23 protein-coding genes and 3 pseudogenes are annotated in these 22532 nt (G+C 64.3%); 15 read left to right on the top strand and 11 right to left on the bottom strand.

Going from position 1 to position 22532, the window contains the following annotated elements:
• Positions 1 to 20: 20 nt before the first annotated feature.
• A complete protein-coding gene (locus tag CON76_RS00700; protein ID WP_101101095.1) occupies positions 21 to 353 on the top strand; it encodes a YbaB/EbfC family nucleoid-associated protein in 333 nt (110 codons plus the stop codon).
• Positions 354 to 372: 19 nt separating this feature from the next.
• Positions 373 to 987: a recombination mediator RecR gene (gene recR, locus CON76_RS00695; RefSeq protein ID WP_101101093.1), complete on the top strand. Its 615-nt coding sequence runs from the start codon at positions 373 to 375 to the stop codon at positions 985 to 987.
• 30 nt (positions 988 to 1017) lie between these two features.
• Here the strand turns inward: recR and CON76_RS00690 are convergent, their stop codons facing one another.
• The 8 genes from CON76_RS00690 to cobA form a co-directional block, all read right to left on the bottom strand.
• Entirely contained in the window at positions 1018 to 2643 is a 1626-nt protein-coding gene (locus CON76_RS00690) for a transglycosylase SLT domain-containing protein (RefSeq protein WP_101101091.1), read from the bottom strand.
• A 108-nt stretch (positions 2644 to 2751) separates the two neighbouring features.
• Entirely contained in the window at positions 2752 to 3528 is a 777-nt protein-coding gene (gene gloB / locus CON76_RS00685) for a hydroxyacylglutathione hydrolase (protein ID WP_101101089.1), read from the bottom strand.
• Between the two features lie 237 nt (positions 3529 to 3765).
• Positions 3766 to 4329 carry a CFI-box-CTERM domain-containing protein gene (locus CON76_RS12670; RefSeq protein ID WP_145995283.1) on the bottom strand — a complete coding sequence of 188 codons (564 nt, stop codon included), beginning with the start codon at positions 4327 to 4329 and terminating at the stop codon, positions 3766 to 3768.
• Positions 4322 to 5173 carry a CFI-box-CTERM domain-containing protein gene (locus CON76_RS12665; RefSeq protein WP_169928942.1) on the bottom strand — a complete coding sequence of 284 codons (852 nt, stop codon included), beginning with the start codon at positions 5171 to 5173 and terminating at the stop codon, positions 4322 to 4324. Before CON76_RS12665 ends, CON76_RS12670 begins: the two co-directional genes overlap by 8 nt.
• A 179-nt stretch (positions 5174 to 5352) precedes the next feature.
• Positions 5353 to 5709: a hypothetical protein gene (locus CON76_RS00675; RefSeq protein ID WP_101101085.1), complete on the bottom strand. Its 357-nt coding sequence runs from the start codon at positions 5707 to 5709 to the stop codon at positions 5353 to 5355.
• A 7-nt stretch (positions 5710 to 5716) separates the two neighbouring features.
• Complete coding sequence (locus CON76_RS00670; RefSeq protein WP_145995281.1) at positions 5717 to 5902, bottom strand: hypothetical protein; 186 nt, start codon at positions 5900 to 5902, stop codon at positions 5717 to 5719.
• A 127-nt stretch (positions 5903 to 6029) separates the two neighbouring features.
• On the bottom strand, positions 6030 to 6863 hold the full coding sequence (locus CON76_RS00665; RefSeq protein ID WP_101101081.1) for a CsgG/HfaB family protein: 834 nt from the start codon (positions 6861 to 6863) through the stop codon (positions 6030 to 6032).
• 160 nt (positions 6864 to 7023) lie between these two features.
• A complete protein-coding gene (gene cobA, locus CON76_RS00660; protein WP_101101079.1) occupies positions 7024 to 7815 on the bottom strand; it encodes a uroporphyrinogen-III C-methyltransferase in 792 nt (263 codons plus the stop codon).
• A gap of 126 nt (positions 7816 to 7941) precedes the next feature.
• On the opposite strand from cobA, the gene tsaD reads away from it, so the two are divergent.
• Complete coding sequence (gene tsaD, locus CON76_RS00655) at positions 7942 to 9006, top strand: tRNA (adenosine(37)-N6)-threonylcarbamoyltransferase complex transferase subunit TsaD (RefSeq protein WP_101101077.1); 1065 nt, start codon at positions 7942 to 7944, stop codon at positions 9004 to 9006.
• On the opposite strand, the gene CON76_RS00650 is transcribed toward tsaD, so the two are convergent.
• Positions 8989 to 9531: a Fur family transcriptional regulator gene (locus CON76_RS00650; RefSeq protein WP_240592696.1), complete on the bottom strand. Its 543-nt coding sequence runs from the start codon at positions 9529 to 9531 to the stop codon at positions 8989 to 8991. The two genes, tsaD and CON76_RS00650, sit on opposite strands and share 18 nt — an antisense overlap.
• Positions 9532 to 9592: 61 nt before the next feature.
• Here CON76_RS00650 and CON76_RS12660 point away from each other — a divergent pair, with 61 nt between their 5' ends.
• From CON76_RS12660 to CON76_RS13360, 12 genes and pseudogenes are all read left to right on the top strand, one after another.
• Positions 9593 to 9820 carry a hypothetical protein gene (locus CON76_RS12660; protein WP_145995280.1) on the top strand — a complete coding sequence of 76 codons (228 nt, stop codon included), beginning with the start codon at positions 9593 to 9595 and terminating at the stop codon, positions 9818 to 9820.
• Entirely contained in the window at positions 9817 to 10563 is a 747-nt protein-coding gene (gene aztA, locus CON76_RS00645) for a zinc ABC transporter ATP-binding protein AztA (RefSeq protein WP_101101075.1), read from the top strand. The genes CON76_RS12660 and aztA overlap by 4 nt, the downstream gene beginning before the upstream one ends.
• Positions 10560 to 11465, top strand: a complete 906-nt coding sequence (locus CON76_RS00640) for a metal ABC transporter permease (protein WP_101101073.1) — start codon at positions 10560 to 10562, stop codon at positions 11463 to 11465. Before aztA ends, CON76_RS00640 begins: the two co-directional genes overlap by 4 nt.
• Before the next feature lie 6 nt (positions 11466 to 11471).
• On the top strand, positions 11472 to 12428 hold the full coding sequence (locus CON76_RS00635) for a metal ABC transporter solute-binding protein, Zn/Mn family (RefSeq protein WP_101101072.1): 957 nt from the start codon (positions 11472 to 11474) through the stop codon (positions 12426 to 12428).
• Positions 12425 to 13801, top strand: a complete 1377-nt coding sequence (guaD, locus tag CON76_RS00630) for a guanine deaminase (protein ID WP_240592695.1) — start codon at positions 12425 to 12427, stop codon at positions 13799 to 13801. Before CON76_RS00635 ends, guaD begins: the two co-directional genes overlap by 4 nt.
• Positions 13802 to 13866: 65 nt before the next feature.
• Positions 13867 to 15354 (top strand): efflux transporter outer membrane subunit, encoded by a 1488-nt coding sequence (locus CON76_RS00625; protein ID WP_101101116.1) that lies wholly within the window; start codon positions 13867 to 13869, stop codon positions 15352 to 15354.
• A gap of 66 nt (positions 15355 to 15420) precedes the next feature.
• A complete protein-coding gene (locus CON76_RS00620; RefSeq protein WP_101101070.1) occupies positions 15421 to 16740 on the top strand; it encodes an efflux RND transporter periplasmic adaptor subunit in 1320 nt (439 codons plus the stop codon).
• Positions 16737 to 17525, top strand: coding sequence for an ABC transporter ATP-binding protein (locus CON76_RS00615; RefSeq protein WP_240592693.1), 789 nt, complete (start codon positions 16737 to 16739; stop codon positions 17523 to 17525). Before CON76_RS00620 ends, CON76_RS00615 begins: the two co-directional genes overlap by 4 nt.
• Complete coding sequence (locus tag CON76_RS00610; RefSeq protein WP_101101066.1) at positions 17525 to 18733, top strand: ABC transporter permease; 1209 nt, start codon at positions 17525 to 17527, stop codon at positions 18731 to 18733. Before CON76_RS00615 ends, CON76_RS00610 begins: the two co-directional genes overlap by 1 nt.
• Before the next feature lie 73 nt (positions 18734 to 18806).
• Positions 18807 to 19157: pseudogene (locus CON76_RS13370) on the top strand (dCTP deaminase); the annotation flags it as partial.
• Positions 19131 to 20279 (top strand): annotated as a pseudogene (locus CON76_RS13365) (Hint domain-containing protein); the annotation flags it as partial. The pseudogenes CON76_RS13370 and CON76_RS13365, both read left to right, overlap by 27 nt.
• Positions 20280 to 20285: 6 nt before the next feature.
• Positions 20286 to 20504 (top strand): annotated as a pseudogene (locus CON76_RS13360) (dCTP deaminase); the annotation flags it as partial.
• Positions 20505 to 20511: 7 nt separating this feature from the next.
• Here the strand turns inward: CON76_RS13360 and CON76_RS00600 are convergent.
• Positions 20512 to 21522, bottom strand: a complete 1011-nt coding sequence (locus tag CON76_RS00600) for a thymidylate synthase (protein ID WP_101101062.1) — start codon at positions 21520 to 21522, stop codon at positions 20512 to 20514.
• Positions 21523 to 21544: 22 nt separating this feature from the next.
• Positions 21545 to 22378, bottom strand: a complete 834-nt coding sequence (gene aroE / locus CON76_RS00595) for a shikimate dehydrogenase (protein ID WP_101101060.1) — start codon at positions 22376 to 22378, stop codon at positions 21545 to 21547.
• Positions 22379 to 22532 lie beyond the last annotated feature (154 nt).

Genomic DNA, 22532 nt, shown 5'->3' with positions numbered 1-22532 from the left:
GTATTTTGTAAGGTATCTCCATGTTCAACAAAGGACAACTCGCGGGTTTGATGAAGCAGGCGCAGGCCATGCAGGACAACCTGAAAAAGGCGCAGGACGACCTGGGCAACATCGAGGTGACGGGCGAATCGGGCGCGGGCCTGGTTCAGGTGCTGATGACGTGCAAGCACGACGTCAAGCGCGTCACCATCGACCCCAGCCTGCTGGCCGAGGACAAGGACATGCTGGAAGACTTGGTGGCCGCCGCCTTCAACGCCGCCGTGCGCAAGGCCGAGGAAACCAGCGCCGAGAAGATGGCCAAGATCACCGCCGGCATGCCGGGCCTGCCCGGCGGCATGAAGTTCCCGTTCTGACGCGCTGAGCGCCACCCCGATGCTGCACCCCGGAGCCCCGGCGTTGGAGGCCTTGCTGCGCGCCCTGCAGCGTCTGCCGGGGGTGGGGGTCAAGTCGGCGTCGCGCATGGCGTTCCACTTGTTGCAGCACGACCACGCTGCCGCGCTGCAGCTGGCGCAGGCACTGCAGTTGGCGGTGGCGCAGTTGCGCCATTGCGCGCTGTGCCACACGCTGACCGAGCTGGAGCTGTGCCCGGTGTGTACCGACCCGGCGCGCGACGATGCCCTGCTGTGCGTGGTGGAGACTCCCGCCGACCAGCTGGCGCTGGAGCGCACCGGCGCCTACCAGGGGCGCTATTTTGTGCTGATGGGGCGCCTGAGCCCGCTGGATGGCCGGGGGGTGCACGACATTGGCTTGCAGGCGCTGCTGCGCCGCGTGTTGCTGCCCACTGCGGCGGTGGTGCCACCGGTGCAGGAGGTGATTGTGGCCACCGGCTTCACCGCCGAGGGCGAGGCCACCGCGCACATTGTGGCGCAGGCGCTGCAGCCGCACGGCGTCAAGGTCACGCGGCTGGCGCGCGGCGTGCCCATCGGCAGCGAGCTGGAGTACGTGGACCTGGGCACCATTGCCCACGCCTTGGCCGACCGGCGCTGAGGGCCGGTTCAACCTCAAGCCAAGCCTGGGTCAGCGTTGCTGGCCTTTGTTTTTTGGCGGTTGGGTTTTCTTGCTGCTGCTGGTGCGGCGGTTGTTGGTCTGCCGGGTTGTCTTGTCCTTGCTGTTCACCTGGGTGTTGGTGGCTTTCTTGCTTTTGCCGCTGCTGCGCTTGCTGCTGGCGGTGTTCTTTTTCTCCGGGGCACGCAGCTGCAGGGTTTGCCCGGTCTTGAGCGAGGCCTTGGTGCTCAGGCCGTTCCACTGGGCCAGGTTGCTCACGCTGATGCCGTGTTCGCGCGCCAGGCCAATCAGGGTGTCGCCTTTGTCCACGCGCACGCTGCTGCGCTGCACCGGGGCCGCCGGGCGCGGTGGCGGGGCTTCCTTGGCCAGCAGGATCTGGCCGTGGTCGGCCACGTGGCTGGGCACGTCCTGGTCTTGCGCGCCCTGGCGCGGCACCAGCAGCGCGGAGCCGGCCTTGACCTGCATGCGCGGCGGGATCTTGTTGAGCTCGCGCAGCTCGCTTTCTTCTACGCCCAGTTGGCTGGCAATTTGCGACACGCTCATGCGGTTGGGCACCGTCCAGACAGTCCAGCTCGCCAGCGGGCCGCTGTGCTGGGCCAGGCGTTGCTCGAACAGGGTGGCGTTGTCCCACGGCAGCAAGATGGTGGTGCCGCCACCGGCCAGTATCACGGGCTTGTTGACGGCGGGGTTGAGCTGGCGGAAGTCTTTTTCGCTGATGTCGGCCAGTTGCGCGATCAGCGCCACGTCCATGTCGCGTTGCAGCGCCACGGTGTCAAAGAAGGGGTGGTTGCCGATGTCGGGCAGCTGGGTGCGGTAGCGTGCCGGGTTGGCCACGATGTTTTTGACCGCTTGCAGTTTGGGCACGTAGTAGCGGGTCTCGTCGGGCATTTTCAGCTCGGCGTAGCTGGCGGGCAGGCCTGCGCCGCTGTTGCGCTTGATGGCCTTGCCCACGTTGCCCTGGCCCCAGTTGTAGGCGGCCAGCGCGAGGTGCCAGTCGCCAAACATGCGGTGCAGTTGTTCCAGGTAGTCGAGCGCGGCGCGGGTGGAGGCTAGCACATCGCGGCGGTCGTCGCGGAACATGTTCTGGCGCAGGTCGAACGATTTGCCGGTAGCGGGCATAAATTGCCAGATGCCCGCCGCCTTGGCGCTGGAGACGGCCTGCGGGTTGTAGGCGCTTTCGATGTAGGGCAGCAGCGCCAGTTCGGTGGGCATGTTGCGCCGCTCCAGCTCCTCGACGATGTGGAACAGGTATTTGCTGCCGCGTGCGGTCATGCGTTCCATGTACTCGGGGCGGCTGGCGTACCACTGTTCGCGGTCGTGTACCAGCTCGTGTTCCAGGTCGGGCATGGCAAAGCCGCGCCGGATGCGTTCCCACAAGTCCTTGGGCGCCGACAACGGCGCCACCGCCGAGCTGGAGCGCGGCACCACCAGGCCCAGCGCCGACAGGCCGTCACCGGGGATTTGCGCCTCGCTGCGCCGCCGGGGCGCCTGCAGCACGTAGGGCGAGCCGGTGGCGGTGTCCGCGCCGGAGGGGGTCTGGAGGGCGGTATCGCCCTCGGTGGGGGCGGTCGGGGCGGTGCCGCAGCCGACCAGGGTCAGGGCAGCGAGCAGCACAGGCCAGAAGCGGGAAAGTCGCATGGGGCAAAAAAACCGGAAGAGGCGCAGCCAGGGGCCGCAGGACAAGGCCCGGTACGACCCCGGCGCCGGGTGTGGGTTCCCGCCGGGGTGGGGCCAGCGGGGCGGGCGTCAGCGGAAGTTGTTCTTCCACTCGCGCAGGGCAGCGAACACGGCCACCTCGTCGCTGGCCGGGGTGTCGGGGGCTTGCTGCTGCACGCTGGCCACCACGTCGGCCAGGCGGCTGCGCAGGAAGGGGTTGATGCGGCGCTCCAGCCCCAGCGTGCTGGGCAGGGTGGGCTGGTCGGCGGCGCGCAGTTGCTGGCAGGTTTGTTCGTAGGCCACGAGGTCGGTGTTGCCGGGCTCGACCGCCAGCGCAAAGCGCAGGTTGCTCAGGGTGTATTCGTGGGTGCAGCAGACACGGGTGGTATCGGGCAGGGCTGCCAGCTCGTCTAATGAAGCCAGCATTTGTGCGGGCGTGCCCTCAAAGATGCGACCACAGCCGCCCGAGAACAGGGTGTCGCCACAGAACAGCAACGGCGCGGCGTCCCAGTCGGCGCAGTGGTAGGCGATGTGGCCGCTGGTGTGACCCGGCACGTCCAGCACGTCAAAGCGGTGGCCCAGTAGGGTGACGCTGTCGCCACCGCCCAGGCGCTGCACCGGCTCGGGCAGGGTCTCGAACGCCGGGCCGTATACGGCGGCGCCGGTGGCCTCGCGCAGCTCCTGCACGCCGCCCACGTGGTCGGCGTGGTGGTGCGTGAGGAGGATGCCTTGCAGTTGCAGCTGGTGCTCGGCCAGGTAGGCCAGCACCGGGGCGGCGTCGCCCGGATCGACCGCCCACGCCTGCCCGGCGTGGTGCAGCACCCAGATGTAGTTGTCGGAGAAAGCGGGGATGGGGTGGAGCGTCATGGGGCGGTATTTTCGCACTGTGGTGCGAAGATGGCCAAATCCATCAGGCTGCCCTGCGCGCTTCTACAGAGTTTTTAGAAAGTAGTTTCAGTTCCGTAAAATTTCTGCCATGTGTCGTACTTCTGCAAGGGATGCGAGCAGGCCTTGCGTGCCAAGCCGATACCAAGACGATCGTCCAAGCTCGATGAGGCGCAGATGCACTGGCTGGCGCAAGCGGTGACAGATGGCACTATTGAGTTAGATAATCTTCACAACTCTTGAAATTAGGTAGCGCGAAACCTCTTTCAAGATTTTTGACTTCTTGACGATTCTAGCGATCTTTGGCCCTATTTTCCAATAGCAAGCAATAAAATATTTGCCAAAATTTGAATTGATTAATACGGTATCGCGATATTGTCTGAGGTGCATCACGTCGGGATGGTTCGGGTCATCATAAGCGACGGAGGCAACGAAACAAGTCGCACCAGACTTGCTTTCGATTCTCATATTTCCCGCCCCAGTCTTGATATCAGAGACTACGGTTTGACGTGTAGTGTTACCGCCTTTTTCGAGTATTTTGAAAGTATCAATATGATCTTCTACGGCCTTCTTGCCTATCATATAATCTATATTCTGCTCACGATGCTTGACTTCAAGTCGCAACGCCTCTTCTCCAGCCTTTGCAACTAGGTTTTGAGCTTGCTCCTTATTTAGTCTAGAAAGTGACTGATCTATCAAAGAGCCTGCTTTTAAGCCTTGGTCGTGCAATTGAATGGCATTGCCATTCTGACTTCTGTTGGAAAGATTTCTTCCGTCACTCATTTGGTGTTCCTGTACGATTTGTTTGTAATAAAGTTATTATAAAAATAATAATAGTCGTGGCTAGATATTTTAAAGTTGATGATCTGGTGGTGATTTCGGCTAGTACTTCACCGTTTTCGTAATACCAAACGATAAATTTTCTCCCCCATTCCTTTTTGATCAGGTAATCGTCGCGCCACCTTCGTAACGCCGCTGTTTCTGGGGCATTCTCGCCAAAGCAAACGGTTGCGACAAAGCACTTGGAGGGAGTGTAGGCTATAACGTTTAATTTCCCGGCAGGCATCTCAACACTGTAGCTGGCCGTTTTAATTTTCCCGGACGAAATCGTTTTTCTAAGTAATTCAATTTCTCGAGCAGCTTTGGTTCGGATCATGTCGTTTTCTAATCGCTCAGCCTTAGCAAGCATCGCTCGTGCTCCAGTGATGTCGTCATCATAGAGCCACGAAGCTGCTTTCATTACATTTGCTGGAAGATGCGCCAAAACGTCATCGTGGGACATTGAAGCTAAGGCTGATTGGAGTTCGGAAAATCCGGCGGCTGGCTCTTTGATATTTATTTCAATATATTGATTTGATGCCGATTTTTTATGGCGCTTCAAGACATTTTGAAGTATTGAAAAGCGCTGTTCAGGTAAAAGATAGGGTGGGACTAGCTCTACAAGCCGCTCCATCGTTTGACCGGAGAGATTGGTAGCGCCGCTTTTCCATTTTGGGAAAGTTTTCCGCGCATATCTTTCAGCAGAATCACCATGAATTGCGCCATAGTCGTAAAAAAGCTCGTTCCGCGCATCTTCATCAAGACTCAAAAATGCGCTACGGATTTGTCCGACCGCATCTCCAAACATGCCAACCAAAGAGGAATACTTGGAGGGTCTTGATGATCCATCCCAGCCCCTAGAACGCCAACTTCTATAATACATTTAATTACCTTATCTTATTTGCTCTAAAATCTCATAGAGAGTAATTTTTAAATTTATCCAAAAATATCTTTTACAAAAATTTTCCAATTTTTTTATTTTGGTATCTATAAATCTTCAATAAAACTATGGAGTTTGTTGCGTGACAGCGCAACCGCAATGCCGTCGCGGATGCGGTAGCTGGGGATGCCGAGGCGCATTTCGGGTGGGCGTTCGCGCGGGATGTTCGGGTGGCCCTCGTAAAAAGCCACGCAGTGCTGCTGGGTGGCGTTGGCATCGAGCTGCTGTTGGTCGGTGCAGAAATGCACGTCGCGCTGGCAGGTGGTGCAGTGCCGCACATCGTGGCGCTCGGTGGGCAGCAGTTTGAACCAGTCGGCGCTGCATTCGTATGCCATCGGGCAGTGCAGGAAGGCTTCGCGGAACCTGGGGTAATAGATCAGCGCAGGATGGCTCTGGGCGCTCATGGTGGTTTCAGCCCAACAGGTCGCGCACGCTGATGCCACGGCGGGCGAATTCGCGCTTCATCTTGCGCATGGCAATGGTCTCGATTTGCCGTATGCGCTCGCGGGTCAGGGTCTGCCGGCCTTCCTTGGTGGGCTTGTAATAGCGCAAGGCGGCGGTGCTGTCGGGTGTGGCAGGGGTGGGGGTGTGTGGCATGGCGGCTACCGTGGTGAATGGCTTCAATACACGGTAGCATGTTTTCGCAGGCCTGTTACAAACTGTTGCAACTTTGTGCGGCCTGGGATTGGCAGTGTCCTTGCCGCACCCGTTGGGCCGCGGTGCTTCAGTTGGTGGCGACCACTGGCGTGGCGGTGGCGGGCGTAGGTGTGGCCGTGGCCGCTGCGGGGGCCGGGATGGCCACGCCCTTGACGGTCATGAGGCGGTGGGCGGTGTAGGACGCTACCTGTGCCAGCACGTCGCGGATGATGGGCTCCATCGGGGTGTTCTTCATGCCCGACAGGCTGCCGCCCAGCAGGGCGCCACCGCCAAAGCCCGCCGCGCCAAACGAGGTGCTGCTGGTTTCGTTGTTGGCCTCGAAGGTCTTGGAGTCCAGCACCTTGGCCCGGGCCACGTCGATCAGCTTGATGTCCAGGCCCACGTCGGCCGTCTTGGTGGTGACCCCGATGTGGCCCAGGATGGGGATGAAACCGCCGCCGAACGACTTTTTCTCTGTGCTCATGTTCATGGAGGTGATGGAGCCGGAGATCATGAACTCGGCCTGATCGACTTCCACTTTCTTGCCCACCAGCGCCAGTTCCTTGCTGAGTTCTTCCAGGGCTTCGCGCTCCTGGATGTCGAAGCAGCCGGTGGCCTTGAGGGTGGTGGTCAGCATGGCCGACATGCCTTCGCCTGCACCGGGAAAAGTTTGTTGGCTGCCGCCTTCCTGGTTGGCCAATGCAATTCTGGCCAGCACGCCCAGTCCGTCGTTGGGCAGGTTGTTGCCGTCCTCGCGGCAGCCCGCCGATTTGCAGCTGAGCTTGCCCACCACGACCTTGGCCACGGGCTGGGCACATTGGGGCAGCGCGTAGGTTCTCTGTTCGATCTTGGAGCCGGTGTCTTGCGCGGTGGCGGTGAGGCTGGCGGCGATCAGCAGCGCAGCGGTGGCGGATTTTTTCATGGGGGTGGACAAAAAATAACAAGACCGTACGCGCGGCCAACGGCGGCTGAGTATAGCGGAGTCTTTTGTTGTTTTTGTTGCACCCTTCAGGTGGTTAAATTGATTTAAATTGTTTAAATTTGCCGATTTGGGCGTGTGTTGGCCAGGGGGGCGCCCGGGTTCAGGCGGTGCGGCGCAGGGCGGGTTGCGTCGGCTGATCCAGTTGCGCCAGCCCTTGCAACACGTCGCCAATGACGAGCACCGACGGGCTGCCCAGGTGTTGGGCGTGCAGGGTGTGGGCCATGTCGGCCAGGGTGGTGGTGGCGTGGCGCTGCTGGGGCAGGCTGGCGCGTTGCACGATGGCCACCGGCGTGCGGGCGGGCAGGCCTTGCAGCAAGCCGGCCTGGATGTGCTCGATGCTGGACACGCCCATGTAGACCACCAGCGTGAGCTTGGCCTGTTGCGCGCAGTGGGCCAGCGCGGCCCAGTCGGTGCCCGCGTCGCCGGGCTTGGCGTGGCCGGTGATGAAGACCACGCCGTGCGCGTGTTCGCGGTGGGTCAGTGGCACGTTGAGCGAGGTGGCCGCGGCCAGCCCGGCGGTGATGCCGTTGACCACGTCCACCGCCACGCCAGCGGCTTGCAGGTGTTCCACTTCCTCGCCGCCCCGGCCAAAGATGAAGGGGTCGCCGCCCTTGAGGCGCACCACGCGCTCGCCCGCCTGGGCGGCCTGGACCATCATTTTCTCGATGAACGCCTGCGGGGTGGATTGGCAGCCGCCGCGTTTGCCCACGTGGACGATGCGCGCTTGCGGCGAGGCGTGCGCCAGAATGGCCTCGTTCACCAGATCGTCCACCAGCACCACGGTGGCCGACGCGATGGCCTTGACGGCCTTGAGGGTGAGCAGTTCCGGGTCGCCCGGGCCAGCGCCAACCAGGGTCACACGGGGCAGGGCAGTGGAGGTGGTGGTGTTCATGGCGGCAGGGGGTTGAAATGCGTTGAGCGCAGATTGTCCCCGCTTTGTTAGACGAATGGGTTATTTGCAGATACCGCGCTGGCGCAGTGCGCTGGGGCTACAACGGTGGCGCGTACACTTGCCGCCATGCTGATATTGGGTATTGAATCGTCGTGCGACGAAACCGGGGTGGCGCTGGTGGACGCTGGCGCTGCGGGCACACCGCGCTTGCTGGGCCACGCCCTGCACAGCCAGATCGAGATGCACCAGGCGTATGGGGGGGTGGTGCCTGAGCTGGCCAGCCGCGACCACATCCGCCGCGTGCTGCCGCTGACCGAGGCCACGCTGCAACAGGCGGGTTGCACCTTGCAACAGGTGGATGCGGTGGCCTACACCAAAGGCCCGGGGCTGGCCGGGGCCTTGCTGGTGGGTGCGGGCGTGGCGTGTGCGATGGCCGCGGCGCTGGGCAAGCCCACGCTGGGCATCCACCATTTGGAGGGGCATTTGCTGTCGCCGTTTTTGAGTGCCGACCCGCCCGAGTTTCCGTTTGTGGCGCTGTTGGTATCGGGTGGGCACACGCAGCTGATGCGGGTGGATGGCGTGGGCCGTTACACCTTGCTGGGTGAGACGATAGACGATGCGGCGGGCGAGGCGTTCGACAAGTCGGCCAAGTTGATGGGGTTGGGTTATCCGGGCGGGCCTGCGCTGTCGCGGCTGGCGCAGCGGGGCGACCCAGCGGCGTTCAAGCTGCCACGTCCGTTGTTGCACAGTGGTGATCTGGATTTTTCGTTTGCCGGGCTCAAAACGGCGGTGTTGACGCAGGCCAAGAAGCTGGGCGATGCGCTGGAGGCGCGCAAGGCCGATCTGGCCGCTTCGACCCAGGCCGCGATTGTGGAAGTGCTGGTCAAAAAATCGATGACGGCGCTCAAGGAAACGGGTCTGAAGCGGCTGGTGGTGGCCGGTGGTGTGGGGGCCAACGCCCAGTTGCGCGCTGATTTGAACCAAGCGTGTGCCCAGCGGGGGGTGCGGGTGCATTACCCGGAGTTGCATTTGTGTACCGACAACGGCGCGATGATTGCACTGGCAGCCGGGATGCGGGTGCAGGCGGGTCTGGCCGATTTGGGTATTGACCCGACCACGTCGTACCAGTTTCAGGTGTTGCCGCGTTGGCCGTTGGCCGATGTGGCGTTGCCTTCAGGCATGGCCGCTTGAGCGCACAGGGCCCGAGGGTGCAGGCGCTGCCGCCGGGCTGACGCATCCGGCGCAGGTACCGTGTACGGCCAGATCGACCCGCGCCCCGTGGTGGCCCAGGCTGGCCAGCGCGTGGAGCAGGGCATCGGTGGCGCTGCGGGTGCTGTGGCTGGCCGCGCTGACGCGGAATTGCCGGTGGCAGGCATCGCACTCGAAGCGTGGCGCGTCGGGGTCGTTGGTGTGGTGGGCGGCCAGCGCAAAGCGCCAAGTGCGGCTGTCGGTGTCGGTGTGGCGTTCCAGCAGGCCCGCAGCGGCCAGCCGATCCAGCAGCCGGTACAGCGTCACGCGGTTGAGTGCCACGCCCAACGGGGCCAGTGCGGCTTCGACCTCGGCGTGGCTGGGGTGCCAGTGCGGGTCGTGCCAGAACAGGGCCAGCACGGTGCAGGTGGCCCCGGTGCGGCGCAGCCCGTGTTGTGCCAGCAAGGCCAGCCCCTCTGCGGGCAGCGCAGGCGGTGTAGGGAGAGGGGCTGCGGTGTGGTCGGGCATGGCGTGATGATAGCGGATGCCACTGTTATTGCAACTGTGTTGCGTTATGATGCGGTGCTTCATGACCCGCTCATCCTCCCATTCCCATGCCGACCATGCGCATATCCACCCCGCTACGGGGGAGCACGCGCACGCCCATCACACCCGCCACCACGCTACGTCACCTGCTGCGTTGGCGTTGCCTGTACCGCAGGCATCGTGGTTGCTGTATTCGGTGGCGTGGCGGCTGGGCTGGGTGCTGGCGGTGTGTGCCGTGGTGCTGGGCCTGATGCTGTGGGCCATGCAATGAATCAGGTTCCGATTGAATTGCACAACCTGACGCTGGGTTACGACCGGCATCCGGCGGTACACCACGTGTCGCTCACCATACCGCCGGGGGCGCTGGTGGCCATCGTCGGCCCCAATGGGGCGGGCAAATCCACGCTGATCAAGGCGCTGGCCGGGCAGTTGCGCCCGTTGCAGGGCTATACGCGCGGCCTGGAGCGCCAGCGCATTGCCTATTTGCCGCAAGCGGCCAGCATGGACCGCAGCTTTCCCATTTCGGTGCTGGACATGGTGGCGATGGGCCTGTGGCACGAGGTCGGGGCTTGGGGCCGGTTCTCGCGGGCGCAACTGGCGCGGTGTGAGCAGGCGCTGGTGGCGGTGGGTCTGGGGGGGTTTGAACGCCGCACGCTCGATACGCTCTCCGGTGGCCAGTTTCAGCGCGCGCTGTTTGCGCGGTTGATGTTGCAGGACGCGCCCGTGGTGTTGCTCGACGAGCCCTTTGCCGCCGTCGATGCCCGCACCACCGCCGATTTGCTGGCGCTGCTGCACCAGTGGCACGACGCGGGCAAGACGGTGGTGGCGGTGCTGCACGATCAGGCGCAGGTGTTGGGGCATTTCTCGCACACGCTGATGATTGCGCGTGAGCTGGTGGCCTGGGGGCCAACCGCCGAGGTGTTTACCGAGGCCAACTGGCAGCGTGCCCAAGGGCTGCACGAGCCGTTTGACGACCGTGCCCCGGTGTGCGATGCCGATGAGGTGGCCGCATGAACGGTCTGGAAGACAGCGGCTGGAGCTTGGCCGCGTTGTGGTGGGCGCTGGTGGGGCCGTTTGCGGAATTCGGTTTCATGCGCCGGGCGTTGGCGGGCAGTTTGGCGCTGTCGGTCAGTGCCGCGCCCATGGGCGTGTTTTTGATGCTGCGGCGCATGAGCTTGACGGGAGATGCCATCGCGCATGGCATCTTGCCGGGGGCGGCCATTGGCTATTTGGTGGCGGGGCTGTCGCTGGGGGCCATGACGGTGGGCGGCATTGTGGCTGGGTTGGTGATTGCCGTGGCCTCAGGGCTGGTGGCGCGCAGCACGGTGTTGCGCGAGGACGCGAGCATGGCCGCGTTTTATTTGTTGTCGCTGGCGCTGGGGGTGTTGATTGTGTCCACCCGGGGCAACAACGTCGATTTGCTGCACGTGCTGTTTGGCACGGTGCTGGCGCTCAACGACCCGGCGCTGTGGCTGCTGGCGGGCATTGCGTGTGTGACGTTGGTGTCGCTGGCGCTGCTGTACCGGCCTTTGGTGCTGGAGTGTCTGGATCCGGCCTTTTTGCGCGCCGTCAGCCGCTGGAGTCCCGTCAGCCATTACGGTTTTTTGGTGTTGCTGGTCATCAACTTGGTGGCGGGGTTTCACGCGCTGGGCACGCTGATGTCGGTGGGCATGATGGTGTTGCCCGCCGCCACGGCGCGGTTCTGGGTGCGCAATATCACGCCCTTGTTGGGGTTGGCGGCGCTGCTGGCGTTGCTGGCGTGTGTGGCGGGGTTGTTGGTGTCGTACCACGCCGATTGGCCCACCAGCCCGGTGATTGTGCTGTCGTTGGGGGTGTTGTACCTGCTGTCGATGGTGGTGGGGCGTTATGGCGTATTACGCAACTACTGGCGTTCGCCGGTGCATTTGAAAGCTTGATTTTTTATGACTTCTGTGCAGAAAGTTTTGTCCCGTACGGTGTCGGGTGTCACTTTGGGTGTGTTGGTGGCTGGCTGGTTGACCCCGGTGCAAGCCGCCGAGCTGCCCGCCGTGAAAGCGGTGGCCAGTTTCAGCATTCTGGGTGATGTGGTGCGCCGCGTGGGCGGCGAGCGCGTGGCCGTGGCCGTGCTGGTGGGCCCGGGCGGCGATGCCCACGTGTTCCAGCCCAAGCCGGCGCAGGCCAAGCAGGTGGGGCAAGCGCAGGTGGTGTTCTCCAACGGGTTGGGGTTTGAGGGCTGGATCAGCCGTTTGCTCAAAACCACCCAATTCAAAGGCCAGCACGTGGTGGTGAGCCAGGGCATTCAACCGCTCAAGGGCGCGGGCGATGCCCACGGCCACGACAAGCATGGCCACGGGCACAAGGCTGGCGCTGCCGATCCGCACGCTTGGCAGAACGTGGCCAACGTGCGCACTTACGTTGCCAACATCGCGCAAGGCCTGTGCGCCGCCGATGCCACGGGATGCGATGGCTACCGCCGCAACGCCAGCGCCTACACGCAGGAACTCCAGCAGCTGGAGCAGGACATTCGCAGCGCCTGGGAGGCCATCCCGGCACCGCAGCGTCTGGTCATCACGTCGCACGATGCGTTTGGCTACTACGCCGACACGTACGGGGTGCGGTTTTTGTCGCCGCAAGGGGTGAGCACCGAATCCGAGGCCTCGGCGCAAGGTGTGGCGCGGCTGGTGCGCCAGATCAAAAAAGAGGGGGCCAAGGCGTTGTTTGTTGAAAGCATTTCCGACCCGCGCCTGATCGAGCAAATTGCGCGCGAAACCGGCTTGCGCCCGGCCAAGGAGGGGTTGTATTCCGATTCGTTGTCCGCCCCCGGCACCGAGGCCGACAGCTACATCGGCATGATGCGCTACAACACCCGGGTGTTGACCAGCGCCATCCGCGCCCAATGAGCATGACCGCCCCGCCAGCGCCTGAGGCAGCACCGCTGCACGCCTACCGTGCGGCTTTGCTGTGGTTTGCGCCGGATCACACCGACGCACATGGCCAGCCCGCGCCGCGCTACGAGGCCGATGGCCTGTTGGTGGTGGCGTGGGATGGCGCGGTGGCCGGCGGTGTCTGGCGTGTGCGGGCGGTGGGCGCTTACCGCGATTTGCGCGCGGTCTACCCCGATGTGGCGGTGACGCATTGGCCGGGGCGGTTGATTGCGCCGGGTTTCATCGACTTGCACCTGCACTGCCCCCAAACCGACGTGGTGGGATCGCCCGCCGAGGGGTTGTTGCCGTGGCTGGAGCGCTACACCTACCCGCACGAGACGCATTGCGCCGACCCCGCCTACGCCACCGAGGTGGCTGGGGTGTTTTTGGACGAATTGCAGCGCCACGGTGTGACCACGGCGCTGGCGTTTGCCAGCTCGCATCCGGTGGCCGCCGACACCTTGTTGGCGCAGGCGCACCAGCGTGGCTTGCGCCTGATGGCGGGCAAGGTGCTGCAAGACCGCCATTCGCCCGATGGTGTGCGCGATGCCACCGAGCAAAGTTTGACCGACACCGAAACCCTGATCCAACGCTGGCACGGGGTGGGGCGGCTGGGCTACGCCATTACGCCGCGCTTTGCGCCCAGTTGTTCCGATGCCCAGTTGCGCGGTGCCGCTGAACTGGCCGCGCGTTACCCCGATGTGTGGGTGCAAACCCATGTGGCGGAAAACTTGGACGAAGTGCGCTGGGTGCGCGAACTCTATCCGAATGACCGCAGCTACCTGAGCGTGTACCAGCGGTTTGGCCTGTTGCGCCCACGTGCGGTGTACGCCCACGGCATCCACTTGGACGAGGACGACCGCGCCCTGTTGCGCGACAGCGGTAGCGCGGTGGCGGTCTGCCCCAGCAGCAACTTCTTTTTGGGCAGTGGCTGTTTTGACTTTGCCAGCGCCGACGCGGCGGGTTGTGCGTATGGCCTGGCCAGCGACATCGGCGCGGGCACCAGTTTCAGCCCCTTTCACACCATGCTGGCGGCGTACGCGGCGGGGCGCTCAGGCAGCGTGGCGGCTGGTTACGCCAAATTGGGCGTGAGCTTGACTCCCAGCCGCCTGTGGTGGCTGCACACGGCGGGCGCGGCACAGGCGTTGGGCTTGGGCGGCGTGGTGGGCAGCTTGTGCGTGGGCAGCGAGGCCGATTTTGTGGTGCTCAATCCGCAAGTTACGCCACTGCTGGCGCGGCGCAGCGCCCAGGCGCAGAATTTGGAAGAACTGCTGTTTGCGCTGATTGTGCTGGGCGACGATCGGGCGGTGGAGCGCACCGTGCTGGCCAGCGGGAACTTTGCGGCTTGAACGTGGCACTATCGGTGTCTGTTGTTGTCTTTTTTGCAAGGAAAGCCACTGTGCTGGCGCTGCGTATGCCTCTGAACCGAGTGTTGTCGGCGTGTGCCGTGTTGACGTTGTTGACGGCCTGTGCGCACGTCCCCCCTGTGGCGGATGGTGCGGGTGGCATGAGCGCCACCGTGGCTGGCGGTGTGCCAGCGCAGTGGGCTGCGCCCTTGCCCCCCGCAGGCCAGCCCGTGCAGTCCGACTGGTGGCGTGTGTTCCACGACGAACCGTTGACCGCGCTGGTCACGCAAGCCTTGCAAGCCAACACCAGCGTGCGCACCGCGCAGGCCGCATTGCAACAGGCCCGCGCCTTGCGTGACGTGGTGCAGGCCAACCAGGGGTTGACGCTCGGCGCTTCTGGCTCCGCACAGCGCAGCCAAGTGGGCGACAACACGCCCGGCAACACCTTCCGCGCCGGGCTGGATGCACGCTGGGAGGCCGATGTGTTTGGCCGCTTGACCAGTGCCACCGCCGCCAGTCAGGCCGATGTGCAAGCGGCCGCCACCAATGTGGGGCAGGTGCGCGTCAGTCTGGCCGCCGAGGTGGCGACCAACTACATCGAACTGCGCGGTTTGCAGGCACGTTTAGCGATAGCACGGCAAAACCTGGTGGCACAGCAGGACACCCTGCAACTCACCGACTGGCGCGTGCAGGCCGGGCTGGCCTCTTCCATCGATTTGGAACAGGCCCGCGCCGCAGTGGCACAGACCCAGGCCCAACTGCCGGCACTCGACAACAGCTTGGCCCAGACCGTGCAGGCGCTGGCGGTGTTGACCGGCCAGCCGTTGGCCGATGTGCAACGCTGGCTGGCCCATGCCCAGCCGGTGCCGCAGCCCGATACTACGCTGGCGCTGGCCTTTCCGGCAGACACCTTGCGCCAGCGCCCCGATGTGCGTACCGCCGAACACCGCATCCAGGCCGCTTGGGCCCGCCTGGCACAGGCCGATGCGGCACGCTACCCCAGCTTGAGCCTGTCGGGTTCGCTGGGCTTGGGGGCGGCCCGCTGGAGCGACCTGTTCGACATCGCTGCCCTGACGCGCATCTTGCTGGCCAGCGTCAGCGGCACTTTGTGGGATGGGGGTGCCGCCCGTGCCCAGGTGCAAGCGCAGCAAGCCGCATTGGAGCAAGCGCGTATCGGCTACGAAGCCACTGTGTTGGCGGCGTTGCAAGACGTGGAAAACGCCCTCAACGCCTTGCGCTACAACCGCGAGCGCATGGAACGCCTGCAAGCCGCCGCTCAGGCTGCGGCCAACGCCAACCTGCTGGCGCGCCAGCGTTACGCCAGTGGCCTGATCGACTTTCGCACCGTGTTGGACACGCAGCGCACCTTGCTGTCGGCACAAAGCGAGCTCGAAACCGCCCGCGCCACCCACAGCGCCGACCACGTGCGCCTCTACAAGGCGCTGGGGGGTGGCTGGACACCCAGCCCTGATGGTACCGTTGCCACTGCCAGCGGCAGCTCCGTCGTCACGCCATCCGGCCCGGCCACGGTGGCCGAGCCTGCCACCGCCCGCTGATTTCACTGCGAACCACGCCCCCGTGTGGGCTGTCCGTTCCCGTCCTTGTTTGCCCTGCCGCCTGCCATGAAAACCACCGCCGCTCCTTCCAATCTGCCCACTTCGGCCCAGGCCGCCGCCATCCAGAACCTGTTGGGGGCTGACCACCCACGCCGCTGGTGGCAACGCCCGCAATGGTGGGCCGGTGCGGTGGTGTTGCTGGCGCTGGGGGGCGGTGTGTATTACTGGCAAGGCCAGACCAGCGCCCAAAGCGGCCCGGTGTACGTGACCGAAGCCCTGCGCCGGGGCAACCTGACGTTGACCGTCGCGGCCAATGGCACCGTGCAGCCCACCCGCATGGTCAACATCGGCAGTGAACTGTCGGGCACCGTGCGCGAGGTGCTGGTGGATGTGAACGACCGCGTGACCAAAGGCCAGGTGCTGGTGGTGCTGGACACCGCCAAACTGCAAGACCAAGTGACCAGCGCCAAAGCCGGGCTGGCGGCGGCCCAAGCGCAACTGGCCCAGGCGGGGGCCACCTTGCAAGAAGCTCAGGCCAACCTGACCCGGTTGGAAGAAGTGGCGCGCCTGTCGGGTGGCAAAGTGCCCTCAGCGGCAGAACTCGACACGGGCCGCGCCTCGGTGGAACGCGCTGCCGCCACCCGCCACAGCGCCCAAGCCGCCGTGGCCCAGGCCCGCGCCACGCTCACGACCGCCGAGACCAACCTGAGCAAAGCCTCCATCCGCTCACCCATCAACGGCGTGGTGTTGTCGCGCACGGTAGAACCCGGCAACGCGGTGGCCGCGTCGCTGCAAGCCGTGACGCTGATGTCGATTGCCGAAGACTTGACCAAGCTGCGGCTGGAGGTCAGCGTGGACGAAGCCGATGTGGGTGCGGTCAAGGTGGGGCAGAAGGCCAGCTTCACCGTCAGCGCCTACCCATCGCGGCAGTACCCGGCGGACATCACCCGCGTGGCCTTTGGCTCCACCAAGACCGACAACGTGGTCACCTACACCACCACCCTCAACGTCAGCAACCCCGATTTGAGCCTGCGCCCCGGCATGACGGCTTCGGCCACCATCGTTGCCACCGAGCGCCAGAATGTGTGGGTGGTGCCCAACAGCGCCTTGCGCTTCAACCCGGACGCCGGCGCCAAGGCCAGCGGCAGCACCAGCGTGCTCAGCCGCATGATGCCCCGCCCGCCGCGCAGCAATGCGCCCAAAACCGCCAAGGTGGACGAACGCCCCGGCGCGCGCCAGCTGTGGGTGCTCAAGGATGGCCAGCCGCAGGCCCTGCCCGTCACCGCTGGCATCACCGATGGACGCATGACCGAAGTCAGCGGTGAGGGCTTGAGCGAAGGTTTGCCCATCATCACCGACCAGCGCAGCAACGGGGGCAAGCCGTGAACGCCACCGCCAGTGCGCCCGTCCGGCCCGATACAGTGCCACCGCTCATCAGCCTGCGCGCTATCACCAAGACCTACGGCCAGGGCGGCACCGCGTTCCAGGCCCTCAAGGGTGTGGATCTGGACATCGACGAGGGTGATTTTGTGGCCATCATGGGGCCGAGTGGTTCGGGCAAATCCACCGCCATGAACACGCTGGGCTGTCTGGACACGCCCACCAGCGGCCAGTATTTGTTCCGGGGCGTGCCGGTGCAATCCTTGAGCCGCGACGAGCGGGCGCGCTTGCGGCGGCGCTACTTTGGCTTTGTGTTCCAAGGCTTCCATTTGCTGGCACGCACCTCGGCGCAAGAGAACGTGGAGCTGCCGCTGGTGTACCGGGGTGAGCCAGCGGCCCAGCGCCACGCGGCGGCGCGTCAGGCGCTGGCCTCGGTCGGGTTGGCGGGGTGGGAACACCACACGCCTGCTGAACTCTCGGGTGGGCAGCAGCAGCGCGTGGCCATTGCGCGCGCCATCGTTACGCAGCCGCAGGTGTTGTTGGCCGACGAACCCACCGGCAACCTCGATTCCAAGCGCGGCCACGAAATCATGGAACTCATCCAGCGCCTCAACCGCGAGCACGGCATCACCATCCTGATGGTGACGCACGAGCCCGACATCGCCGCCTACGCCAGCCGCGTGGTGCGCTTTGTGGACGGCGTGGTGGCCGACGATTGCCGCCACACCCCGGTCGGGCTGGCGCTGCCCGACCCGTCATCCACGCTGCAACCTGTGATTGAGGTGGCCTGATGTTTCTCAACGCTCTGGTGCTGGCGCTGCGCTCCATCCGGCGCAACCTGTTGCGCTCTTTTTTGACCGTATTGGGCATTGTGATTGGGGTGGCTGCGGTCATCACCATGGTTACGTTGGGCAATGGGGCCACGCAGGCCATTCAAAACCAAATTGCTGGCCTGGGCACCAACTTGTTGCAAGTGCGGCCCGGCCAGCGTTTGGGGCCAGGCAGCAGCGGTTCCAGCGCGCCCGCCTTCAAAGAAGAGGATGCCACCGCGATGGCCGTGCAAATTGGTGGCGTACAGGTGGTGGCCCCCGAGGCCCGCAGCGGCAGCACCGTGGTGGCCAATGGCCGCAACTGGAGCAGCCTGGTGGTGGGCAGCACCAACGACTGGCTCACCACCGGCAACTGGACGCTGGCCGAAGGCCGCACCTTCAACCCGTCCGAACTGCGTGCGGGTGCGGCGGTGTGCTGGATTGGTGAAACCGTGCGCCGCGAACTGTTTGGCACCCAGTCCGCGCTGGGCGCGCCGGTGCGCGTCAAGCAGATGAACTGCGAGGTGGTGGGCGTGCTGGCCTCCAAGGGGCAGGGCGCGTTTGGCAACGACCAGGACGACGTGGTGGTGATGCCGCTGCACACCCTGCAGCGCCGCGTCACGGGCAACACCCGCGTCAACACCTTGCTGGTGACGATGGCCGACGGCAGCGACGCCGAGCGCGTCAAGGCCGGTGTGCGCGACCTGCTGCGCGAACGGCGCAAGCTGGCCGAAGCCGACGAGGACAACTTCAACGTGCTCGACACCAAACAACTGGGCGAAACCATGGCCAGCACCACCCGCGTCATGACCATGCTGCTGGGGGCGGTGGCGGCGGTCAGCTTGCTGGTGGGGGGCATCGGCATCATGAACATCATGTTGGTGAGCGTGACCGAACGCACGCGCGAAATCGGCCTGCGGCTGGCCATTGGTGCGCTGGAACGCGAAGTGTTGCTGCAATTCCTGATCGAGGCCGTGGTCTTGGCCGCGCTGGGTGGCATCATCGGCATGGTGCTGGCGCTGGGAGCCGGACTGGGCCTGTCGGTGCTGATGGATGTGCCGTTCGAGTTCGACACCGGCATCAACCTGCTGGCGTTTGCGTTTTCGGCGGGCATCGGCGTGGTGTTCGGCTACTTTCCGGCGCGCCGCGCGGCACGGCTCGATCCGATCGAAGCCCTGCGCCACGAGTGACGCGGCGCTGATGGTCAGTAGGCTTGCCGTCATGCGGCGGGCCTACAATTGATGCCAACTGGAGAGCACCAACATGAGCATCAAAAGCGACAAATGGATCCGCCGCATGGCCGAACAGCACGGCATGATTGAACCGTTCGAGCCCGGCCAGGTGCGCCAGGTCAACGGCCACAAAGTCATCAGCTACGGCACCAGCAGCTACGGCTACGACATCCGCTGCGCGCCAGAATTCAAGGTGTTCACCAACATCCACAGCACCGTGGTCGATCCGAAAAACTTCGACGAGAAAAGCTTTGTCGATTTCCACGGCGATTCCTGCATCATCCCTCCCAACAGCTTTGCACTGGCCCGCACGGTCGAATACTTCCGCATACCACGCAATGTTTTAACCATTTGTCTGGGCAAGAGCACCTACGCCCGCTGCTTCCGGGGCGATACCCGCGTGGCGTTGGTGGACGGCACCGCCCCCACGCTGGAAGACATGGCCCGCCGCGCCGACAACGGCGAAATGTTCTGGGGTTACAGCATGGGCCAGAATGGCCGCGTCATCGTGGCCCGGCTGGAGGCGCCGCGCTACATCGGGCGCGACAACCTGGTGGCGGTGGAGCTGGACAACGACCAGATCATCCACGCCACGCCCGACCACCAGTTCATGCTGCGCGATGGCCGCTGGATGGCCGCCGCCGAACTCACGCCCGGCGTGTCGCTGATGCCGCTGTACCGCAGCCTGGCGCGCGGCTACGAGACCGTGTACCACCCCCTGAGCGGCCACGCCTACCCCACCCACCGGCTGGCCGATGAGTGGAACCTGCGTCATGGCATCTACGCCGATGCTGCGGGCACCCACCGCCACCACGTGGACCACGACCGTCTCAACAACAACCCGTGGAACTTGGTGCGTATGCCCGCGAGCGAGCACATCACCCACCACAACGAAGACAACTACGGCCCCGATTTTGACCCGCAAGAGCACAGCGCCGCCATCCGGGAAGCACTGCAACAACGCCTGCAAGACCCGGCTTGGGCCGAGCGTTACGCCCAGCTGCAAAGCGAGCGCGCCACCGCCTTCTGGCAAGAAAGCCGGTACGCTGAGGCCCGCGAGCGCCTGCTGGCGCAACGTCAGCACGTGTCCGATGCCACCCGCGAAGCACACCGCCAAGCCATGCTGGAGCGTTACCGCGATCAGGCCGAGCGCGTGCGCCAAGGCGAGCGCATGCGCGCCGCTTGGGCCGATGCCAGCGACCGCCGTGTGCAACAGGCCGAACACGCCCGCCAGTTGCGCCTGCGTCAGGACATCACTGCCCAGGCCGTGACCGCAGCCCTGCACCAGACGGGTTCCATTCGTGCCGCTGCGCGTCTGCTGGACTGTGACCGCTCCACCTTCCGGCGTTTTCCGCAGGAACTGGCGGCGTTCCGGGGCCGTGCCTCGCACGCGGTGCGCAACCACAAGGTCAAGTCGGTGCGCTCCGTGGGCGGTGAACACGACGTGTATTGCCTGACCGTGCCCGAGGCGGGCAACTTCGCCCTCGAATCCGGTGTGTTCGTCCACAATTGCGGAATAATAGTAAACGTAACACCTTTTGAGCCCGAATGGGAAGGCTACGTCACGCTGGAGTTCAGCAACACCACGCCGTTGCCCGCCAAGATCTACGCGGGCGAAGGTTGCGCGCAGGTGCTGTTCTTTGAAAGCGACGAGGTGTGCGAGACCAGCTACAAAGACCGGGGAGGCAAGTACCAGGGCCAGCACGGCGTGACCCTGCCACGGGCTTGAATGTGGTTTACACCGCCATCGCCGCCGTCAGCGGTGGGTGGTGTTGGTAGCCTTCCAAGCTGAAGTCGCCCGGCTCCACCAGCTCCAGCCATTCGGGCGCGTATTCGCCCGTTTGCGCGTAGTCCGGTACCCGGTCGGAGATCACCAACTGCGGTGCGGGGAAGGGCTCGCGTTGCAGTTGTTCCTGCACCATGGGCAGGTGGTTTTCGTAGATGTGCGCGTCCCCAATGAAGTAGCTGAACCAGCGCGGGGTGTAGCCCGTCAGCCGCCCCACCAAGTGCAGCAAGGCCGCCCCTTCGGTCAGGTTGAACGGCGCGCCCAACCCCAGATCGTTGCTGCGCACGTACAGGCACAGCGAGATTTCGCGCTTCTCCACATTGGGCAAGAACTGGTACAGCAGGTGGCACGGTGGCAGTGCCATTTCCTCCAGTTGGGCCCAGTTCCAGCCGTGGAACAAAATGCGTCGGTCGCTGGGGTTCTGCACGATGGTGTCCAGACACTGGCGCAGCTGGTCGATGGCCTTGTACAGCAACATCTGGCGCGCGCTGTGGCCGTAGCCGGGCGTGAGGTGGTGGGCATCCTGCACCAGAATGCCAAGCTGCTGGTAGCCACGTTGCAGCGCATCGGCCAGTTGGTCGTGGCTGCTGGGCTGGTCCAAGTCGATCAGCTTGTAGGCGGGCCATTGCCGCCATTGCACGCCGTACACCGGCCCCAGGTCGTCGGGTTGCAGGCGGTACGGGTTGGCCAGCCAAGCGGCGTTCTCGTTGGCGTTCTGGTCCCAAACCTTGGAGCCCAGTGCCCGAAAATCCGCCGCACTGCGCGAAGCCCGCAAAAAGCCCAGCAACTCGCCAATGGCCGATTTGAAGGCCAGCTTCTTGGTGGTGACGGCGGGAAAGCCTTGTTGCAAGTCAAAGCGCATCATGGCGCCGGGCAAGCTCAGGGTGCGGATGCCGGTGCGGTTGCTTTGCCAGCTGCCGTGTTCCAGCACCTGGCGCACAAGGTCGAGGTATTGTTGCATGGTGGGGTGTCTCCTAGGCCGGTTATTGCAGCGGTACGCTGATGCGTTCAATCATGCAGCGCGTCTCGGGCCGAACGCCACGCCACCACGCAAACGCTTCGGCGGCTTGCTCGACCAGCATCCCCACGCCGTCGGCCAAATGGGCCACGCCGCTGTGCTGCGCCAGTTGCAGGAACGGTGTCAGCCCTTTGCCGTACACCATGTCATAGGCCAGACCCTCAGCGGCAAAGGCGCTGGCAGGCAAGGGTGGCAGCTCCGCCCCCAGGCTGGCCGAGGTCGCGTTGATGACGACATCGAACACCTCCGCTGCGCCCAAATCACCATAGCCCCCGCCTTCCAGCACCGCACTGGTCCCGTGGGCCAGGAATTCGGCCACCAAGTCTTGCGCCTTGGCCACGGTGCGGTTGGCAATGAACAGCCGCGCCGGGCTTTGCTGCAAGATGGGCAACACCGCGCCGCGCGTGGCACCGCCCGCCCCCAGCAGCAGCACACGTTGGCCCCGCAGCGCGTGGCCCAGGTTGTGCGTGATGTCGCGCACCAGTCCCACGCCGTCAAAATTTTCGGCGTAACAGCGGTCGCCCTCGAACTTGAGCGCATTGGCCGCCCCGGCGCTGCGGGCACTGTCGGCCAAGTCGGTGGCGTAGGCGCAAGCGTCCAGCTTGAACGGCACCGTCACGTTCAGCCCCTTGCCCCCCTCGGCTCGAAATTGGTTCACTGTGGCCGCAAACTGACCCAGTGGCCCTTCGAGTGTGGTGTAGCTCATCGCTTGTCCGCTGTCGTGGGCAAATCCGGTGTGGATCAGGGGCGATTTGCTGTGGCTGATGGGGTTGCCAATCACGGCGTAGCGGTCAATCATGGGCAGGGCAGAGGCGGTTAAGACGAAAAAAAGCCACCACGCCGCCAGTGTGACGGCGCGGGGCAGGGCGTATTGTCGCGCAGCCAATGGGCGCAGGCAGCGGTACGCACTGCTGTGGCCCCACCTGTGCTGCCAACCGCGTTGGCCGCTGATT

Source organism: Macromonas bipunctata (assembly GCF_002837135.1).
GTDB lineage: Bacteria > Pseudomonadota > Gammaproteobacteria > Burkholderiales > Burkholderiaceae_C > Macromonas_A > Macromonas_A bipunctata.
Note: the sequence above shows the minus strand (reverse complement) of the source record. Positions and strands in the feature narration are given on the sequence as shown.